Source organism: Type-F symbiont of Plautia stali, from assembly GCF_059731105.1.
Genome location: NZ_AP035909.1, coordinates 2,833,232 through 2,849,893, shown reverse-complemented (window position 1 = coordinate 2,849,893; position 16,662 = coordinate 2,833,232). Strand labels below are relative to the sequence as shown.

17 protein-coding genes are annotated in these 16,662 nt (G+C 52.5%); 13 read left to right on the top strand and 4 right to left on the bottom strand.

Features of this window, described 5'->3' with window-relative positions:
- The first annotated feature begins 11 nt into the window (after positions 1-11).
- The 13 genes from AC6I7A_RS13335 (at position 12) to AC6I7A_RS13275 (ending at position 14,223) form a co-directional block, all read left to right on the top strand.
- A complete protein-coding gene (locus tag AC6I7A_RS13335; RefSeq protein ID WP_058956843.1) occupies positions 12-425 on the top strand; it encodes a phage tail assembly chaperone in 414 nt (137 codons plus the stop codon).
- 23 nt (positions 426-448) lie between these two features.
- On the top strand, positions 449-712 hold the full coding sequence (locus AC6I7A_RS13330; protein ID WP_058956844.1) for a phage tail assembly protein T: 264 nt from the start codon (positions 449-451) through the stop codon (positions 710-712).
- 33 nt (positions 713-745) lie between these two features.
- Positions 746-4,030, top strand: coding sequence for a phage tail tape measure protein (locus tag AC6I7A_RS13325; RefSeq protein WP_072215470.1), 3,285 nt, complete (start codon positions 746-748; stop codon positions 4,028-4,030).
- An 8-nt stretch (positions 4,031-4,038) separates the two neighbouring features.
- Complete coding sequence (locus tag AC6I7A_RS13320; protein ID WP_058956845.1) at positions 4,039-4,380, top strand: phage tail protein; 342 nt, start codon at positions 4,039-4,041, stop codon at positions 4,378-4,380.
- A 52-nt stretch (positions 4,381-4,432) separates the two neighbouring features.
- Positions 4,433-5,170, top strand: a complete 738-nt coding sequence (locus tag AC6I7A_RS13315; protein WP_058956846.1) for a phage minor tail protein L — start codon at positions 4,433-4,435, stop codon at positions 5,168-5,170.
- A 2-nt stretch (positions 5,171-5,172) separates the two neighbouring features.
- Positions 5,173-5,892 (top strand): C40 family peptidase, encoded by a 720-nt coding sequence (locus tag AC6I7A_RS13310; protein WP_058956847.1) that lies wholly within the window; start codon positions 5,173-5,175, stop codon positions 5,890-5,892.
- The gene (locus tag AC6I7A_RS13305; RefSeq protein ID WP_058956848.1) at positions 5,885-6,508 is read left to right on the top strand and encodes a tail assembly protein; all 624 of its coding nucleotides are present in this window, start codon (positions 5,885-5,887) and stop codon (positions 6,506-6,508) included. The genes AC6I7A_RS13310 and AC6I7A_RS13305 overlap by 8 nt, the downstream gene beginning before the upstream one ends.
- A 56-nt stretch (positions 6,509-6,564) precedes the next feature.
- Positions 6,565-9,774, top strand: a complete 3,210-nt coding sequence (locus tag AC6I7A_RS13300) for a TipJ family phage tail tip protein (RefSeq protein ID WP_058956849.1) — start codon at positions 6,565-6,567, stop codon at positions 9,772-9,774.
- A 303-nt stretch (positions 9,775-10,077) separates the two neighbouring features.
- Positions 10,078-10,758 (top strand): hypothetical protein, encoded by a 681-nt coding sequence (locus AC6I7A_RS13295; protein WP_153009180.1) that lies wholly within the window; start codon positions 10,078-10,080, stop codon positions 10,756-10,758.
- Between the two features lie 86 nt (positions 10,759-10,844).
- Positions 10,845-11,069 carry a phage exclusion lipoprotein Cor gene (gene cor / locus AC6I7A_RS13290; RefSeq protein ID WP_058956852.1) on the top strand — a complete coding sequence of 75 codons (225 nt, stop codon included), beginning with the start codon at positions 10,845-10,847 and terminating at the stop codon, positions 11,067-11,069.
- Between the two features lie 62 nt (positions 11,070-11,131).
- The gene (locus tag AC6I7A_RS13285) at positions 11,132-12,403 is read left to right on the top strand and encodes a tail fiber domain-containing protein (protein WP_064484502.1); all 1,272 of its coding nucleotides are present in this window, start codon (positions 11,132-11,134) and stop codon (positions 12,401-12,403) included.
- 1,254 nt (positions 12,404-13,657) lie between these two features.
- Complete coding sequence (locus AC6I7A_RS13280) at positions 13,658-13,897, top strand: hypothetical protein (RefSeq protein ID WP_058956853.1); 240 nt, start codon at positions 13,658-13,660, stop codon at positions 13,895-13,897.
- Positions 13,898-13,899: 2 nt separating this feature from the next.
- Entirely contained in the window at positions 13,900-14,223 is a 324-nt protein-coding gene (locus AC6I7A_RS13275; protein WP_058956854.1) for a S24/S26 family peptidase, read from the top strand.
- A gap of 101 nt (positions 14,224-14,324) precedes the next feature.
- Here AC6I7A_RS13275 and AC6I7A_RS13270 read toward each other — a convergent pair whose 3' ends face one another.
- The 4 genes from AC6I7A_RS13270 to AC6I7A_RS13255 form a co-directional block, all read right to left on the bottom strand.
- The gene (locus tag AC6I7A_RS13270; protein WP_072215471.1) at positions 14,325-14,717 is read right to left on the bottom strand and encodes a hypothetical protein; all 393 of its coding nucleotides are present in this window, start codon (positions 14,715-14,717) and stop codon (positions 14,325-14,327) included.
- The gene (locus AC6I7A_RS13265; RefSeq protein WP_153009181.1) at positions 14,699-14,944 is read right to left on the bottom strand and encodes a hypothetical protein; all 246 of its coding nucleotides are present in this window, start codon (positions 14,942-14,944) and stop codon (positions 14,699-14,701) included. Before AC6I7A_RS13265 ends, AC6I7A_RS13270 begins: the two co-directional genes overlap by 19 nt.
- Before the next feature lie 3 nt (positions 14,945-14,947).
- Positions 14,948-15,244: a hypothetical protein gene (locus AC6I7A_RS13260; RefSeq protein WP_058956855.1), complete on the bottom strand. Its 297-nt coding sequence runs from the start codon at positions 15,242-15,244 to the stop codon at positions 14,948-14,950.
- 463 nt (positions 15,245-15,707) lie between these two features.
- Positions 15,708-16,655, bottom strand: a complete 948-nt coding sequence (locus AC6I7A_RS13255) for a formate/nitrite transporter family protein (protein WP_009088915.1) — start codon at positions 16,653-16,655, stop codon at positions 15,708-15,710.
- Positions 16,656-16,662 lie beyond the last annotated feature (7 nt).

Below are 16,662 nucleotides of genomic sequence, written 5' to 3'. Positions count from 1 at the left end.
GAGAAAATGAAATGTCGTCAACCAAACAAACCGAAACATCACCGGCTTCACTTCGTGCACTGGCGCTTGCTGCATCATCCGGCTTTCGCTCAAAGGTAATAGAGGTGCCGGAATGGAACGGCGCTAAGGTCATGCTGCGCGAACCGTCCGGTGAAGCCTGGGTGAAATTCCGTGAGATCATGACGCCACCTGAGCCTGAGGAAGGCCATGAGACGCCAAAGCTGAGTATCCAGGAAGAATACCTGCGCAACAAACAGGCTGACGTCGTGATGTTTATCGATGTACTGCTGGATGAGAGCGGCAACCGCGTTTTCAGCGAAGGCGACGAACAGACCGTGTCTGAAATCTACGGTCCGGTTCACTCCCGACTGCTCTCTCAGGCTATTGGCCTGGGCATGTCACAGGAAACAGCAGAGGCAAAGTAAAAGAGCCGCTGACTTTCTTTCTGATGACCCTTGCGCTCCGTCTGGGGCGCACAGTGAACGAACTGCGTAAGTCGCTTACTGCCAGTGAGCTAAAAATGTGGATTGCCTATGACCGGCTGAGTCCGATTGGTGACTGGCGTGGCGATGTTCAGGCAGCGCAGGTATCGACGGCAATTATCAATGCTCAGGGTGGAAAAGCCACTATTGATGAGATGCTGCTCAAATGGGGCAAAGCTGAGGAAGAGGAAGAAATCAGCGGCTTTGAAGAATGGATGAGTGCTCTTTAATTTCCGCGCCAGCGCGGTTCAGACGGGTGAGATATGGCAACGCTGCGCGAGCTCATTATTAAAATTTCCGCGAACTCCAGTTCATTTCAGTCTGAGATTTCGCGCGCCTCCCGCATGGGGGCTGATTACTATAAAACGATGGAGCAGGGCGGGCGGAAGGCTGCAGCGGCCACGCGGGAAACCCAGCGTTCTTTGTCTGACCTGAACTCCGAGCTGGCTACGGTAAAATCATCTGCAGCCGGGTTAGCGGGGGCGTGGGCTGGCGCGTTCGCAACGCATCAGCTTATTGAGTTTGCTGACACATGGAACCAGATGAATGGTCGCCTTAAGCTGGCCTCCACCTCTGCCGACGACTTCTCAACAGCCCAGCGCACACTGATGGAAATCAGCCAGCGTACCGGCACGTCACTGGAAGCTAACTCGGGCTTATACAGCCGTATCGCTCAGTCACTCCGCGCGGCGGGTTATGCATCATCTGACGTGGCGAAAGTCACTGAAACAGTCGCAACATCGCTGAAGCTATCCGGAGCCAGCACAGAAGAAGCGAGCTCAGTTATCACGCAGCTCAGCCAGGCGCTGGGTTCAGGTGTACTGCGCGGCGAAGAGTTTAACGCCATCATGGAAAGCGGTGGACGCCTGGCAAAACTTCTTGCTGATGGTCTGGGTGTGACCGTTGGTGGCCTGCGAAACATGGCCAACAACGGCGAACTGACCACAGATAAAATCCTGCCGCTTCTGACCAATGTTGAAATCCTGCGAAAGGAATTTGAGAGCCTTCCTGCTTCCGTGAGTGGATCGGCTCAGAAGGTCCAGAACGCCTTTCTGGCATGGGTGGGGGGTGCCGACAGTGCTGTTGGCGCATCTTCCTCGCTTGCTGGCGTGCTGGACGGCCTGGCTAGAAATATCGATACGGTAGCTAACACGGCTGGCGTGCTGGTCAGCGTCGGTCTGGCGCGTTATTTCGGCAACATGGTTGGCAGCGTTGCCCAGTCAACTGCGGCGGTGGTGTCGAATACTGCCGCTGAGGTAGGGCTGGCACAGGCTCAGGTTCGTGGCGCTCAGGTCAGTGTGGCAGCAGCACGCCAGACGGTTTACCGGGCTCAGCAGGCCAGAGCAGCCGCCGTCTCGATTGAGGCACAGATTGTCGCCGAACGTGCGCTGACAGCTGCGCAGTCCGGGCTTAACAGTGCCATCGCGGGCAGAACATCTGCCATCAGCAACCTGACCAATACTGCCTCTGTAATGTCGCGGCTTGGCGGCGGTGTGCTGAGTGTTCTGGGCGGCTGGCCGGGTGTGATTATCGGTGCCGGTGCTGCTATGTTCGGCTTGTACCAGCACACTCAGCAGGTTCACAAAGAGGCGGTAAGCTTCGCCAACAATCTCGATGAGATCAACAGCAAGCTTAAGCAGATGTCTGTGCTGGGCCTGAAGTCTACCGCTGCTGATGCCCGTACATCTCTTCAGGCGCAGAAGCAGGATTTGAATGACCTCGATACGCAGATCGCAAAAGTTAGAGACAGCCTGAGTGGCCTGGACCAGATTCAGCAGGATTACAACAGGCACCCCACGCTGACCTATATCAACACGTTCATGGATCAGGCCGACATCACGGCTAAGAATGTGGAGCTCACCGATAAGCTAAACCGGCTGGAGTATCAGCGAGAGCAGGCTGCAGCAAAAGTCGCCAGCACGCAAAAGCTGGTCAATGATGCGAGCGATCTTGCAACGCAGAAGGCCGTTGAGCAGGCTGGCGCTGTTTCGATTCTGAAGGGTGCCTATGATCTCCTGAACCGCTCAATGTCCGCCACTGCCGGGGCGAAACCGCCTCAGTATGCAGGTCCGGTTGTGAACGTTGCCAGCGCCACTCCGCAGCAGCAGACAGCGCTTGAAAAGGCCCGTCGCGATAACGAGCTTTCCAGCCTCAGCGGTTTGCAGAAGCTGCACGCGCAGCATCAGTACGAAGCTGATGACCTGAAACTGACCGGCGCACTCTATACCCAGTACGTTTACAACAAAGATCAGGCTGCAAAAAAAGATGCAGCCGCTGCAGAGGCAAAGAAAACCGGCACGGCCGCAACAAATGCACAGAACAAAGCTGAGCGGGAAGCCGCAACACAGGCTGAAAACTATGCCCGTAAAATGGCTGACCTCAGCGTTGCCATAGAGGTTCAGAAGGTTCGCGCCACCGAAGGTGAAAAAGCATCAGAGTTGTATGCCGCATCGCATCAGGCTGGCACCAAGTGGACAGAAGAGCAGCGCAAAGCCATTCGCGACAACTCATCTGAGTTAGCCATATGGACACAACGGGCTGAGGCGAATGTAAAAAAACAGCGTGAGCAGGCTGAGGCGCTGAAGGATTTAACCGAAGCAGCGCGGAAATATCGCGATGATGCCACCCAGACCACGGCGACAGCGGGCCTCAGTGACCGTCAGCGCAGCCGTTATGAAGAAACGCAGCAGGTGGATCGCGTTTTCGATAAAACGGACAAAGGCGCGGCGGCGATTGCGGCGCGTCAGCAGGCTCTCGGCGATCTGGACAGGAAATACCAGGCCATAGCCGCAACAGAGGCAGACTGGCTTAGCGGGGCGTCGAAGGGATATCAGAACTGGCTTGAAAGCGCCAGTAATGTGTCCGGGGCCGTTGCCTCCGGCGTGATCTCTACTCTCGACAGCGCAATGGATAACATGTCTTCCATGCTGGCAGGCAGTAAAGCAGACTGGAAAAGCTGGGGCCTTTCGATCCTGCAGACCATCGCAAAAATTGCGCTTCAGATGGCTGTCGTCAATACGCTGAAAGCTTCTTCTTCATCATGGGGAAGTATTCTGGGCTCAGTTGCCAGCAGTGTCGGCGGCGCTGTTGCAGGCGGTGCTGCAGGCGGCTCGACCGGATCAACCGGCGCAATGGGGCTGTCAACCAGCTACAGCGCCTATGACAGTGGTGGTTTTACCGGTGCAGGCGGTAAATATGATCCGGCCGGCATTGTGCATAAAGGGGAATTCGTCTTCACCAAAGAGGCAACAGACCGCATCGGTGTGTCAAACCTCTATTCACTGATGAAAGGCTATGCGGATGGCGGGGTTGTATCACCCGGGGCCGCTGTTTATTCCTCCGGTGTTAACCGCGCTTCCGGCAACGGGAATACGGTTTTTAACATCAGCGCCCCGGTCACCATAAGTCAGGGAGGGGCGGCGGGTGAAACCTCTGCCAGCGGTACGGCAGACACGGCCAGACAGCTTAAATCTATTGTCGAAATGACGCTAACAGAGCGGCTCAGGAAGGAGATTTCTCCGGGCGGACTGCTGTACCGGACTTCGTGAGGTTACAAATGGCGATTGATACTTTTAGCTGGTGCGTCAGAACGGGGGCGACGGAAGAGGTTAATGTTGCCACGCTTCAGGCCCAGTTCGGTGATGGCTATAAGCAGGTGGCCGGTGTCGGGATTAACGATCAGCGCGAGTCCTGGCCGGTTACCTGCAGCGGCAGTAAAACTGAGATGGCGACCGTGAGGGCTTTTCTCAAAGCGCACGTCACCACCTCCTGCTGGTGGGTCAATCCGTGGGGAGAGAAAAAGCTTTACCGCGTTAAATCTGATTCAATCCGGCCCGCCTTCATCAACGGTAATTTCGTGGAAATCAGCTTTACCTTTGAGCAGGCTTTCGCACCGTGACATGTCACGATAACAACAGGGCGCTGATGCGCCCTTTTTTATTGGGTGAAAAATGAGTTTCAACCAGGACATTCAGGCGCTGGAGCCGGGGAGTCTGGTCCAGCTGATAGAGATTGACGGTACAGCCTTCGGGCTGGATACCGTGCTGCGCTTCCATGCGTATAACCTTCCGACCGAGGGCTGGAAGTCTTTTGCAGCGGAAAACCTGCCATCCATCATCTGGCAGGGTAATGTGTACGATCCTCATCCGTATGAGCTGACCGGCATGGAGATGAGCAGCACCGGTTCCCAGCCGACACCAAAGCTTTCTGTCGGCAACGTGGGTAACTATGTGACTGCGCTCTGCCTGCAGTTTGACGACATGGTAAAGGCGAAGGTGCGCATCCACACCACGCTGGCAAAGTATCTCGATGCGGCAAACTGGACGGCGGGCAACCCAAACGCCAATCCGCAGGAAGAGCGCGTTCAGCTGTTTTACGTGAATGCGAAGACTTCCGAGACGCGTGCTCAGGTGGATTTTGAACTCTGCTCCCCCTTTGATATCCAGAGCCTGCAGCTTCCATCGCGCCAGATTACGCCGGTCTGTACCTGGTGCATGCGTGGCTGGTACCGCACCGGCACAGGGTGCGATTACGCAGGCAATCGGTATTTTACCAAGGACGGCACGGCGACCAGTGACCCGTCAAAAGATGTCTGCGGCGGGCGTATGGTTGACTGCAAAGCACGCTTTGGCGATGACCAGCCACTGCCGTTCGGCGGGTTCCCGGCTGCTAACCTGCAGGGGAAATAACGATGCGCAAAAAGATTCTTGAGGCGATACGCGAGCACGTCGCCGCCGAATACCCGAAAGAGGCGTGTGGCCTGGTCATCCAGTCAGGCCGGAGCCAGAACTATATCCCCTGCCGGAATATCGCTGACGCGCCGACCGGGCACTTTACGCTGTCGCCGGAGGATAAGCGGGCAGCGGAAGCGCAGGGCGAAATTCTGATGGTTATCCATTCGCACCCGGACGTGCCGCAGCTCATCCCGTCAGAGCATGACCGGGTACAGTGCGACTTCTCCGGCGTGGAGTGGGGGATCATGTCGTGGCCGGACGGCGACTTCTGCACCATCAGCCCGCGCACTGACCGCGACTACACCGGCCGCCCCTGGCTGATTGGCGGTAATGACTGCTGGTCGCTCATCATGGACTGGTACCAGCGTGAGCACGGCATCACCCTGAAGAACTGGTCCGTAGACTATGAATGGTGGGTGGATGGCAAAGAAAACCTGTATGACGACAACTGGCAGTCAGAGGGGTTTGTAGAGGTTGAGCCAGCGGAGATGCGTGAGGGCGACATGATCATGATGCGCATCAGCGCCCCGGTAACAAACCACGCCGCAATCTACCTGGGCAACAATATCATTCTTCATCATAACGCCGGAAGCCTGTCTACACGGGTGCCTTATGGCGAATACTGGCGTAACCGTACTGTGCGCATTGTGCGCCGAAAGGAGCTGATGGATGCTTAAAACCATGCGACTCAAAGGCCGGATGGCAAAAATGTTTGGTCCGGTTCACCAGTTCCACGTGGCGGATTTGCGGGAGCTGCTGCGTGCGATATGCTCACAGGTGCCAGGCTTCAAAAAGTTCGTGTCAAACGCCCACCTCAACGGCATCCGGTTCGCCTTCTTCAGCGGCAAAGACAACATCGGCCTGCAGGAATTCGATATGTCCTCAGCCGCAACTGAGTTTCAGATGGAGCCGGTTCTGGAGGGTTCAAAGCGCGGCGGTACGCTGCAGATTATCATCGGTGCCGTCGCGATTGTGGCGGCGTTCTTCACCGCAGGCGGCTCGCTGGCACTCTATGGCGCAGCGCTGGGTACCACCACTGCAACGGGTCTGGCCGTAACCGCGCTTACCAGTATGGGTATCAGTATGCTTCTGGGGGGAGTCGTGCAGATGCTGACGCCTCAGCCCAAGCTTAACGTGGGGGCCTCATCCAGTACTGACAACAAGCCGAACTACGCGTTCGGTGCACCGGTCAACACAGTCGCGATGGGCTATCCGGTGCCGGTGCTTTACGGGAAACGGGAAATCGGCGGCGCGGTCATCAGTGCAGGCAGCTTTACCAGCGATCAGCAGTAATCCATTCGGGACTAATTTTCAGGCCACCTTCGGGTGGCTTTTTTTATGGGTGAAATATGCGACTTCTTGAGGGTGCTGTGATTCAGGGCAGTAAAGGTGGTGGCGGGAGCGCACATACGCCGGTAGAGCAGGCAGACGATCTTCTGTCTATCGCCAAACTGAAAATGCTGCTGGCTATCTCTGAAGGTGAGATTCAGGGCGACTTAACCGCACAGCAGATTTACCTGAACGATACACAGCTGGCGAATGAAGACGGCACCTATAACTTTACCGGCGTCGTGTGGGACTGGCGCAGGGGAACGCAGGACCAGACCTACATTCAGGGTATGCCGGAGGTCGATAACGAACTGTCAGTGGGCGTTGCCGTCACGCAGTCTGTCGCCTGGACGCGCCAGTTCACCAACCTGACACTCGATGCTGTTCGCATCAAGGTGAGCCTGCCGGTGCAGTATCAGTATAAAGATAATGGCGACATGGTTGGCACCGTCACGCAGTACGCTATTGACCTGTCTACGGATGGCGGTTCATGGGTGACGGTTGTTGACGGCAGATTTAACGGCAAGACCACGTCTGAATATCAGCGTGATCACCGCATTGATTTGCCCAAAGCAACATCCGGCTGGTCAATCCGGGTACGCCGCATCACAGCTGATTCGACATCCTCAAAGCTGATAAACGCCTTCAAGGTATTCTCATTTGCAGAGGTCATCGACAGCAAGCTTCGTTATCCCAACACCGCACTGCTGTATATCGAGGTTGATGCCAGCCAGTTCAGCGGTCAGGCACCAAAAGTCACCTGCAAGCCAAAAGGGCGGCTGGTCCGCGTCCCGACGACCTATGATCCGGTTTCACGCACGTATGCCGGTACATGGCAGGGTGATTTCAAATTCGCCTATACCGATAACCCGGCATGGATTTTCTATGACCTGGTGCTGGATAAAATCTTCGGCATGGGGACCCGCGTTGATGCCACCATGATCGACAAGTGGGAGCTCTACAGCATTTCGCAGTACTGCGATCAGATGGTGTCAGACGGCGCAGGCGGCACAGAGCCACGCTTTACCTGTAACGTGTTCATCCAGAGCCAGCAGGATGCTTACACTGTACTGAAGGACATTGCGGCAATATTCCGTGGCATCACGTTCTGGGGTAACAGCCAGATTTTCGTCAATGCTGACGTGCCACAGGTCGATTCAGACGGAAATGTTGACGTTGATTTCGTTTACCACGCGGCGAACGTCATTGACGGTCTGTTCACGTATGCAGGTGGCAGCTACAAGAACCGCTATTCATCCTGTCAGGTGAGCTGGTCCGATCCGATTAACCACTATTCTGACACTGTTGAAGGCGTCTACGACTCCGACCTGGTGCAGCGCTACGATGTGCGCGAGATGAGCCTGACAGCCATTGGCTGCACGTCTCAGAGCGAGGCGCACCGGCGCGGACGATGGGCCATTCTGTCTAATGCCAAAGATGGCACCGTTTCATTCGGCGTCGGCCTGGACGGTTACATTCCGATCCCTGCTGAGATTATTGGTGTAGCGGACCCGTTCCGCAGCGGTAAACAGAACGGTGGCCGCATCAGTTCGGTTAATGGCCTGCGCATCACGCTCGACCGCGCTGTTGATTACGCTGCAGGTGACAGACTGGTTGTAAACCTGCCGGACGGTACCGCACAGACCCGAACAATCGGCAGCATCAGCGCCGATAAGAAAACGGTCAGCGTGAATACCTCTTTCCGTACCACGCCGGTGACGGGTGCAGTCTGGGCTATCGACAGCGATAATCTGGCAATTCAGTATTTCCGCGTCACCTCAGTAGCCGGGAATGATGACGGCACGTTTACCATTACCGGTGTGCAGCACGACCCCAACAAGTACCGCTACATTGATGACGGCGTGCGCATTGAGCCGGCACCAATCACAGTCACGCCCATCAGCGTGCTTAAGGCACCGGCCAACATCAAAATCAGCGAAGTCAGCTTTGTTGAGCAGGGATTGTCTGTTTCATCAATGCAGGTCACGTGGGACCGTGTTGAGGGGGCAATCAGCTACGTGGCTCAGTGGCGCAAGGACAAAGGGGACTGGATTAACGTCGCAGTCACCAGCGCACAGGGCTTCAGCATTCAGGGTATTTACACCGGTGTTTATGATGTCCGGGTGCGTGCTGTTAACGCGGCAGAAGTCTCTTCTCCGTGGGGCTATGCTGACTCGACCTCACTCAGCGGCAAAGCCGGTAAGCCGGGTACACCGGTAAACCTCCGCGCCACTGACAACGTGGTGTGGGCGATTGACGTGACGTGGGCGTTTCCTGATGGTTCCGGTGATACCTCTTACACAGAGATTCAGGTGGCCACAACGGCAGACGGGCAGAATCCGCAGTTTCTGGCCTATGTTCCGTATCCTGGCGTGAGCTACCAGCACGGACCGATGCCCGCTGGCGTTCGCCGCTGGTACCGCGCCCGGCTGGTGGATCGCATAGGCAATACTGGCGACTGGACGAAGTTTGTTGAAGGGGCAAGCAGTGTTGATGCCACTGCGTTGCTGGGCGACATTACCGAACAGGTTCTCAAGACGGATGCCGGTAAGCAGCTCATTGCCAAAGTAGATACCAACATTGATGCGATGCTGCAGAATGCGCTTAACCTCGATGCAACGGTTGACCACCAGATGGCGGAAGCTGGTAAAAACCGCGCTGACATCCTGACAGTGAAGCAAACCATCGCAACTAACGATCAGGCTTATGCGCAGAAGTTTGAGCAGGTACAGGCCACTGTAGACCAGAACACGGCGGCAGTTCAGCAAACCTCCACAGCGCTGGCGGATACGAACGGAAAGCTATCCGCGCAATACTCAGTAAAAGTGGCGGTAGACAGTAATGGTCGTCAGTACGCGGCTGGTATGGGAATTGGCGTTGAAAATTCCCCAGCAGGAATGCAGACGCAGGTGCTGTTCCTGGCTGATCGATTTGCCGTAATGTCGCAGGTAGGCGCTACGCCGAAAACCTTCTTTGCCATTCAGAACGGGCAGACCATCATCAATCAGGCATTCATAGGTGATGCGACTATCACAAGCGCAATGATCGCGGCATATATTGAGTCTACGAATTACGTTGCAGGAGCTACAGGATGGAGGCTCAGCAAAGACGGTACCTTTGAAAATAATGGTTATGAGCCCGGCAATGGTCGTATGGTGCAAACCAACAACCAAATATCAGTATATGACGGTAATGGTGTTCTGCGCGTGAGAATGGGGAAACTCAGCTGATGGCATATGGTTTTGGAACCTGGGACGCCAATAGTGTCGATAATAACACTGGGCTCGTTAAAATTAATGCGCTCGGCGTTATGTCGATTGATGCTACCAGTAATTACAATCAGTCATTCGCACTGCCTACCGGTTATTCTCTCGATTATCTTTTTCAGGCCAGTGGCGACAGGAATGGCAATGGCAGAAAGAAGATTTACGTCAGCGGCTCTAACGTCTTAGTGAGTCAGGTATCAGGCTCAGACTATTCTGTGGGAACTTTTCCTAACGTTCCGGGAAACATACTGGTATTCGTGAGGTGATATGTCCTATGGAGCAATGCTGACAGACTCAGCAGGAGTACCATTTTACATTGGCGACACAATGCCATTAACCCTTCTTGAAAAGCGCGTGCTTAATGTGCCTTCTGTGTCCGGAAGCGGCACTGTCATTAACCTGTTTAATAATGACAATGTCATCAGGTTTGTGTTTGTTAACAGTAATGGCGCTCAAGGGAATCGTTCAAGCACGTGTGAGGCCCTAGAATTATCCGGAGGGGTTTGGGGTTTACGCTGTGCTGGCGAGGCAAGAACAGTTAACGTTTACATTTTTGGCTATCAGTTCCAGCCTGTTCCCGCCTGGGGGATTCAAATCAATGACTCTCAGGGGCGATGTATACTGACAAACGAAACCAAAGTATTGCGTGATGTCCAGAAGCTGGGAGATGAGGGCTCGGATTCAGGATCGGGGTTAAACGCTAATTTCTCTATCTCAGGGGAGTGGGCCGTTGCACCGGCTTATACCGGGAATTACTCAGGAACAGTGAGTCAGGGTGGGCAGGTTTATCCGGTTGTTGCCCAGTATGCGAGCAGTGCAAGGTTCAATGGCAGCACGACACAGATCACCAGTGGATATATCGGCAACCTCAATACCGGGGGCGGAGGTACAGGTACATTAACTAACTACCGAAACCGTCTTGTAGCGGTTAACGTTCAGAGGTATTAATAAAATCGATCCTTGAAATCCATCAATTTAATTGATGAGTTGAGGCTTTAAAGGTATAAAGCATCAAACTAAACAAGGATGATTAAATGATGAAGATTCTTTTGCTGATGGCTCTTACCTCACTGGCCGGATGTCAGGCTCTACCTCCTGTGAAATGCACGGCGATTGCCAGAATTGGCGGGCAGGATGTCAATGTGCCAATCTACGATGTTAAAACTGAGGCGAACCAGACTAAATATTTCGCAGGCAATCCCTTCGGATGGAAGTGGGTATCAAAGTCAAACTTCACCGAGAGCACCTGCCAGAAATAGTAAATAACTCAAATCAATAAACCCGGCCACCGTGCCGGGTTTTTTATTGCCCGGAGAAAGCTATGCCAGCAGGCACTATCGCATTAACGAATAACTCAACGGCTGTGACAGGCTCAGGAACATCATTTACAGCTGAGCTTAAAGCGAACGACTTCATCGTTGCTATAGTAGGTGGTGTCACCTATACGCTCGGAGTGCAGTCGGTGAACTCGGCTACCGGCGTGACACTGACTACAGCATATAACGGCCCGACCGCATCAGGTATTGCGTGGACAGCTGTACCTAATGCGGCCCTTGTCGGGATTACTGCGCAGGTAGCGGCTGATGTAGCCAGGGCTATTCGCGGGCTTAATCTTGATAAAGCTAACTGGCAGCAGATTTTCAGCGGCACCGGAAACGTGACAGTAACGCTTCCAGACGGCAGCCAGTACACAGGTCCGGCATGGGGTGGCTTAATTAAGCGAGATGGCTCTGTTGCCATGACAGCTGCACTGACAACGCCAGCAATTGAGCTGACAGCTGCAACCCCCTTTATAGATTTTCATTATAACAATTCGACAGCCGATTATACGGCAAGGATCATTCATACCGAAGCGCAGGCGATTGAAGTTAGCGCTGGTTCAGGAAATATATCTTTTCGCATCAATGGCGGTTTACGCGTCGGTGGTGCGTCTTATTCAGGAGGCATTAACTTATATCGAGGTAATGGCGATGCGAATGCGTTGTGGGGGTTAAACGCTTCAGATGGAAATCTAAATATTGCCAGGGGGACATCGACCGGAGGCATTATAACGATGGCTGATAGCATGCTGGATCAAGTGCGAGGGATAAGAGGAAAACAAGGTGCTTCCGGAGTTTATCAACCTAATACCTGGCAGTTTTACTGGAATTCTTCAGCCCAGCTTGAGGCATGGGTGGATACCAGTAAGGTCGGTAACGTTACGCTATCAAGTACATCAGATAAAGGGCTGAAGAAAGATATCACCTACCGTGAAGACGCGAGTGAGGCTCTTGCGGAAGTTCTTAAGTGGCGCCCAGCTGATTTTAAAATGAAGGCTCGTGGCATTATTCCGGAGACAGCAGAACAGTTGGGTTTCATTGCTAATGACCTGGTTAAGGTATCTCCTGAATGTGTCAGCGGGAAAGGATTGCCGGATGATTATGATATTGAGGCCGATCCCAATAACGACACGGCATATTACCTTAACCACATCCCGATGATTGCTAAGCTGGCTCAGGCGCTACAGGCCCAGCAGAAAATCATCGACGCACAGTCCGAGATTATTAAGGCAATGGGAGTCCGGTTGAAAGATCTTGACGGCTTGGATGGATAAAAAAGCCCGGCGACCGGGCAAGGTATGTTCCGCTCTCGTCTCAGCGAGTTTACGGGGTGGGTATTGTCAGCGTAGGTTACTGTTTCAGCCAGAGCCAAGCGGCGGGCAAAAAAAGCCCGCAAAGCGCGGGCATAAAATTCGAGCGTTAGAAACTTCTTGTACGCAACACAGCTGCTGTGTGTTACCCATATATGATAACCCATAGTAATTATTTGTTTGTTAAGAAAGCGTAAATCCTATCAATAGGTGGAACTAACCTTTCGGGAAGCAAAAAAAACCGCTGTCCGGAACAGGGCAGCGGGAAAGGTGTACCCAGCTATTATTATGGTACCAGGGTAGATACCAGCGGCAATTATATGCCATAAGTCAGATCACGCCTGTTTTTTTAACAAATAATTTACAGCAATAACATTGACCTGAAAAAAATGCCTGCCCCCGAGGCGGGTGGCAGGCATAAGTCGTGGTTGGGCTATTGATACTCTTTTGAGGCATCTCATGATTGTGACGAGGTTTAAGGCGAGCCAGCCATGCGCCTCTTCAGCCAGCGGTAGGAGCGCGGGCCTGTACACAACAGTCACATGGTAGGGGAGTGAGCTAGTATGACAAGCGTAAGCGGGAAGTATTTTCAGGAGTTCAGAAAAATAAGCCCGCGTCAAGCGGGCTGACTCAAGCAGGGGTCACCAATAATCAGAGTTGAGAGCACTACTCTCAAAAATGGTATCGGTCAGCCGGCCAGGTTCTTTAGGGTTGATTTCATCAGAGGGGGGGTTAACCGAACAGCACCGCGTGTGCAAAAAAAAGCCCGCATCTCACGGGCAAGTAACAGCGTATGTCTTTTGTTTTCTCACTTCAGGTGAGGAGCTAAGCTCCACCATTGTTAACGGCTCATTGTCGAAAACCTTTAGTAAAGTCAGCACTATTTTGAATAACCGAAGCGCTCAAAGCTTAAAGCCAAAAAAGCCCGCGTTACGCAGGCATCAATTGGTACAAAAAAGGAAAAATCTCAGTATCAGCATTCGCTGACAGGCGCACCATACAGTGTTCCTGGCCATTAGATAGTGATGAATATGGCAATAGTGAAACATGAGCACGTTATGTATGTTCGCCATGCAAAACTATGCAGCGCCCGGGCTATAGAGCATAAATTCAGCACCATCCGCAGCTTTACAATTTTGCTACTCGTTTCGCCTTGATCAAATCCACTGTTCGATATTACTGTTTATCCATACAGTATTCATCGGAGGAGGATTACTGATGGCGCGAGACTACGAGATAAAGCCTGCATTCGTACAGGCGATAACGCTGGACCGGCTGGGGCGGCAGATAGTAACAACCAGCGCATTTCAGGCGAAGCTGGAGGCCGCAAACCATCACTGGACGCTGCATCAGTGCAACCAGTGGATACGTCGCGAACAGAATATGTTCATGGAACTGGCGACAGAGAACGGTGACAACCGCACCTACGCCCTGCGTAATATGGGATATGTGAGGTAGTCATGGGATTTCAGTCACCGGCGCAGGATTACGTCGAGAGCCGTCTCGACCTCAACAGGCTGTTTGCTCCTCACCCGGACCATATGATCCGCATAGAAACGCCAGGTGGATTCGCTCTTATCGACCGATCGCTGCAGGCTCGCCCGGGCGACACGGTCGCATTCCAGTTCGACGACTATCCGCAGCTGGGTAAATTGTTCAGTACGGGCATCATCACTCAGGATGGTGAGACGTTAGAAGGGAATGCGCTGGAGGGGATCGTGGTGTTGGGAAAGGTGACGACTGAGTTTGAATCGGCCTATGAAACTTACAGTGCCATTATTTGAAGCAAGAGCAATCTGCTTTTTGCCGCATTACATGCATCTATAGACACTCTGATAATCCGTCCGGAAGTTTATAATTATAAAACAAGCTCTTATAATAATGACTACGTAAACATTTCGAGAGTAGGAAGCGTGAAGGGTGGGTGTGGTGACATATGAACTACTCTCACTACACCAAATTCATGGCGTGTGTAATGAAGCACGAACATGGAAGTTCTATCTCCAAATTTCGACTCCTCATCATAATGATGAATACCAATATGGTAATGCCACAAGCAGTGTTTGTTGACAAACCTAGCTTTGCTAACAAATTCAGGATCGTCATGGTCAATGTCGTCTGAAAATTTGTTTCTTCCTTCAAGCCCGTCATAGCCATTCTTCATAAGATGCAGGATAAACGCACTTATTTTACGGCGATTTTTAGGAGGGAAACCCTGATAACGGGTCTTGAAGTGGTTAGTCAGCTTAGCGTCAACAACTACAGGCTCATGATCCATTCATCAATCTCATCAACAGTTTGCAGATGAGAAGGTATGGTGATATCACCAGAAGCCAAAGACGCGCTTATCTCATCCATAGGATAATTTCTAAAAGAATCACATCTAACGAAAGAAGTATGCTCGATGCTACGGACTTTGTTGCTTCTGAAATCAACTGCTTCAATAGAGCTATGCACAGCAGTTGTAGAAAAAGTTGATACGAAACACGCGACTAAAGAAGTCATAAGTTACCCCTTAAGATCTGGTGTATCTTTCAAGTTTGAAACGAGTGCATCGCGAAGAGCCACAGCTCTATCGTGAGACATTGTTACTGATGCAACCTTTTTAATCACTACCTGTGATGCCACTGGCACACCGTTTTCGTCGGCATGCGATGTCACTCTGTTAGTAAGAAATGAGAGGTTAACGTAATGATTGTCATCGATGCGATACTCTGTCACGCCTGCAATTTCAGCATAAACATCTGTAAAATTAGCGTCGTTCTCAATGAGAGTTAACTTCGCTTCAGGTTCAATGTGCGACATGATGAATTTTGTTTTCCATAAAGTGGATGAGAATCATACTCCAACTATGCTCCAAAGCAAGACAATCGAAACGAAATGATAAAGCCTTGAAACCCACATAAACAAACTATAGGTCATTCGCAAAGAATGATATCGGTAAACTTCTCAAAAACTTTATAGCAAAGGTAAAGGTTTTAAAAATTTGCGTACATATATGAGTACATATGTAAGTGAATTTTATGATTTAAATTACTGTTTATATTGGATTAGATTCTTGTTTTTTTTATATCCATTTAACTAAGGGGACAGCGGCACGCAGTATAGCGAAACAGGCGATGAGATTCATCAGGTCGCCGCGCGTTTGCTCATTACGTCAGCAATGTCGCTGTTCAGCCTCTCTTTTGAGACCACTTTTTTCATGCAGGGGCCAGATAACACGTGCAGCGCAAATCCTTCTGCGCTGCACTTTTTTACCTGACGACAGTTATTCAGCACCTTCCTCTTTTTCTCCGCGCTCTTCACGCTCACGACGCTTCTCCTGCCTGCGCTTTTCCGCCTTCGCTTTGGCGACCGCCGCTTCACTCATGTCATTACGGATCTGTGCGTGACTGATCAGCGCAAAAATCAGGGTGCCGCCGGTGATGTTGCCGAGCAGGGTAGGCAGGGCAAACGGCCAGAGGAACTCATGCCAGCTGATGCTGCCATTGAAGACCAGATAGAGTACCTCCACCGATCCCACCACGATGTGCGCCAGATCGCCCAGCGCAACCAGCCAGGTCATCATGACAATGACCACCAGTTTGGCCCCGCCCGCAGAGGGGAACATCCAGACCATGGTGGCGATAATCCAGCCGGAAATGACGGCGTTGGCAAACATCGAGCCGGGCGAGTTCTCCATCACTTTCATGCTGATGTCGGTAAAGGCCTGGCGGGTCGCCTCGTCAAAAATGGGCATCTCGTTGAAGGCCAGCGCACCCAGTGCCGTACCGATCAGGTTGCCCAGCAGGACAATACCCCATAACCGTAACAGCAGACCGCCATTACCCCAGGTCGGTTTGTGCATGACCGGCAGCACTGCCGTGACGGTGTTTTCGGTAAATAACTGCTGGCGCGCCATGATGACGATGACAAAGCCAAAGGTGTAGCCGAGATTTTCCAGCAGAAATGCACCCGGCACGCCATCAAGGTGGACCTTAAATATCCCCTTCGCCATCAGTGAGGCACTCATGGAGAGGCCTGCGGCAATGGCTGACCAGAGCAGGGCCATCCCGTCACGCTCCAGCTCTTTCTCCCCATCCTGACGGATCTCTTCATGGATCGCCGCGGCGCGGGAGGGTAATGCCTCCTCATCGACTTCGATGTCAGTGCCCTTGTCCTTCTCTTCGCTATCGACGTCGTTAGGACCCTGTTCATTACCTGATGAAGGCTTCATATTTTCT

What these genes read in the sequence shown, in the direction of transcription:
- AC6I7A_RS13335 (WP_058956843.1), top strand. Translation starts at nt 12, where the DNA reads ATGTCGTCAACCAAACAAACCGAAACATCACCGGCTTCACTTCGTGCA.
- AC6I7A_RS13330 (WP_058956844.1), top strand. Translation starts at nt 449, where the DNA reads ATGACCCTTGCGCTCCGTCTGGGGCGCACAGTGAACGAACTGCGTAAG.
- AC6I7A_RS13325 (WP_072215470.1), top strand. Translation starts at nt 746, where the DNA reads ATGGCAACGCTGCGCGAGCTCATTATTAAAATTTCCGCGAACTCCAGT.
- AC6I7A_RS13320 (WP_058956845.1), top strand. Translation starts at nt 4,039, where the DNA reads ATGGCGATTGATACTTTTAGCTGGTGCGTCAGAACGGGGGCGACGGAA.
- AC6I7A_RS13315 (WP_058956846.1), top strand. Translation starts at nt 4,433, where the DNA reads ATGAGTTTCAACCAGGACATTCAGGCGCTGGAGCCGGGGAGTCTGGTC.
- AC6I7A_RS13310 (WP_058956847.1), top strand. Translation starts at nt 5,173, where the DNA reads ATGCGCAAAAAGATTCTTGAGGCGATACGCGAGCACGTCGCCGCCGAA.
- AC6I7A_RS13305 (WP_058956848.1), top strand. Translation starts at nt 5,885, where the DNA reads ATGCTTAAAACCATGCGACTCAAAGGCCGGATGGCAAAAATGTTTGGT.
- AC6I7A_RS13300 (WP_058956849.1), top strand. Translation starts at nt 6,565, where the DNA reads ATGCGACTTCTTGAGGGTGCTGTGATTCAGGGCAGTAAAGGTGGTGGC.
- AC6I7A_RS13295 (WP_153009180.1), top strand. Translation starts at nt 10,078, where the DNA reads ATGTCCTATGGAGCAATGCTGACAGACTCAGCAGGAGTACCATTTTAC.
- cor (WP_058956852.1), top strand. Translation starts at nt 10,845, where the DNA reads ATGATGAAGATTCTTTTGCTGATGGCTCTTACCTCACTGGCCGGATGT.
- AC6I7A_RS13285 (WP_064484502.1), top strand. Translation starts at nt 11,132, where the DNA reads ATGCCAGCAGGCACTATCGCATTAACGAATAACTCAACGGCTGTGACA.
- AC6I7A_RS13280 (WP_058956853.1), top strand. Translation starts at nt 13,658, where the DNA reads ATGGCGCGAGACTACGAGATAAAGCCTGCATTCGTACAGGCGATAACG.
- AC6I7A_RS13275 (WP_058956854.1), top strand. Translation starts at nt 13,900, where the DNA reads ATGGGATTTCAGTCACCGGCGCAGGATTACGTCGAGAGCCGTCTCGAC.
- AC6I7A_RS13270 (WP_072215471.1), bottom strand. Translation starts at nt 14,717, where the DNA reads ATGGATCATGAGCCTGTAGTTGTTGACGCTAAGCTGACTAACCACTTC.
- AC6I7A_RS13265 (WP_153009181.1), bottom strand. Translation starts at nt 14,944, where the DNA reads ATGACTTCTTTAGTCGCGTGTTTCGTATCAACTTTTTCTACAACTGCT.
- AC6I7A_RS13260 (WP_058956855.1), bottom strand. Translation starts at nt 15,244, where the DNA reads ATGTCGCACATTGAACCTGAAGCGAAGTTAACTCTCATTGAGAACGAC.
- AC6I7A_RS13255 (WP_009088915.1), bottom strand. Translation starts at nt 16,655, where the DNA reads ATGAAGCCTTCATCAGGTAATGAACAGGGTCCTAACGACGTCGATAGC.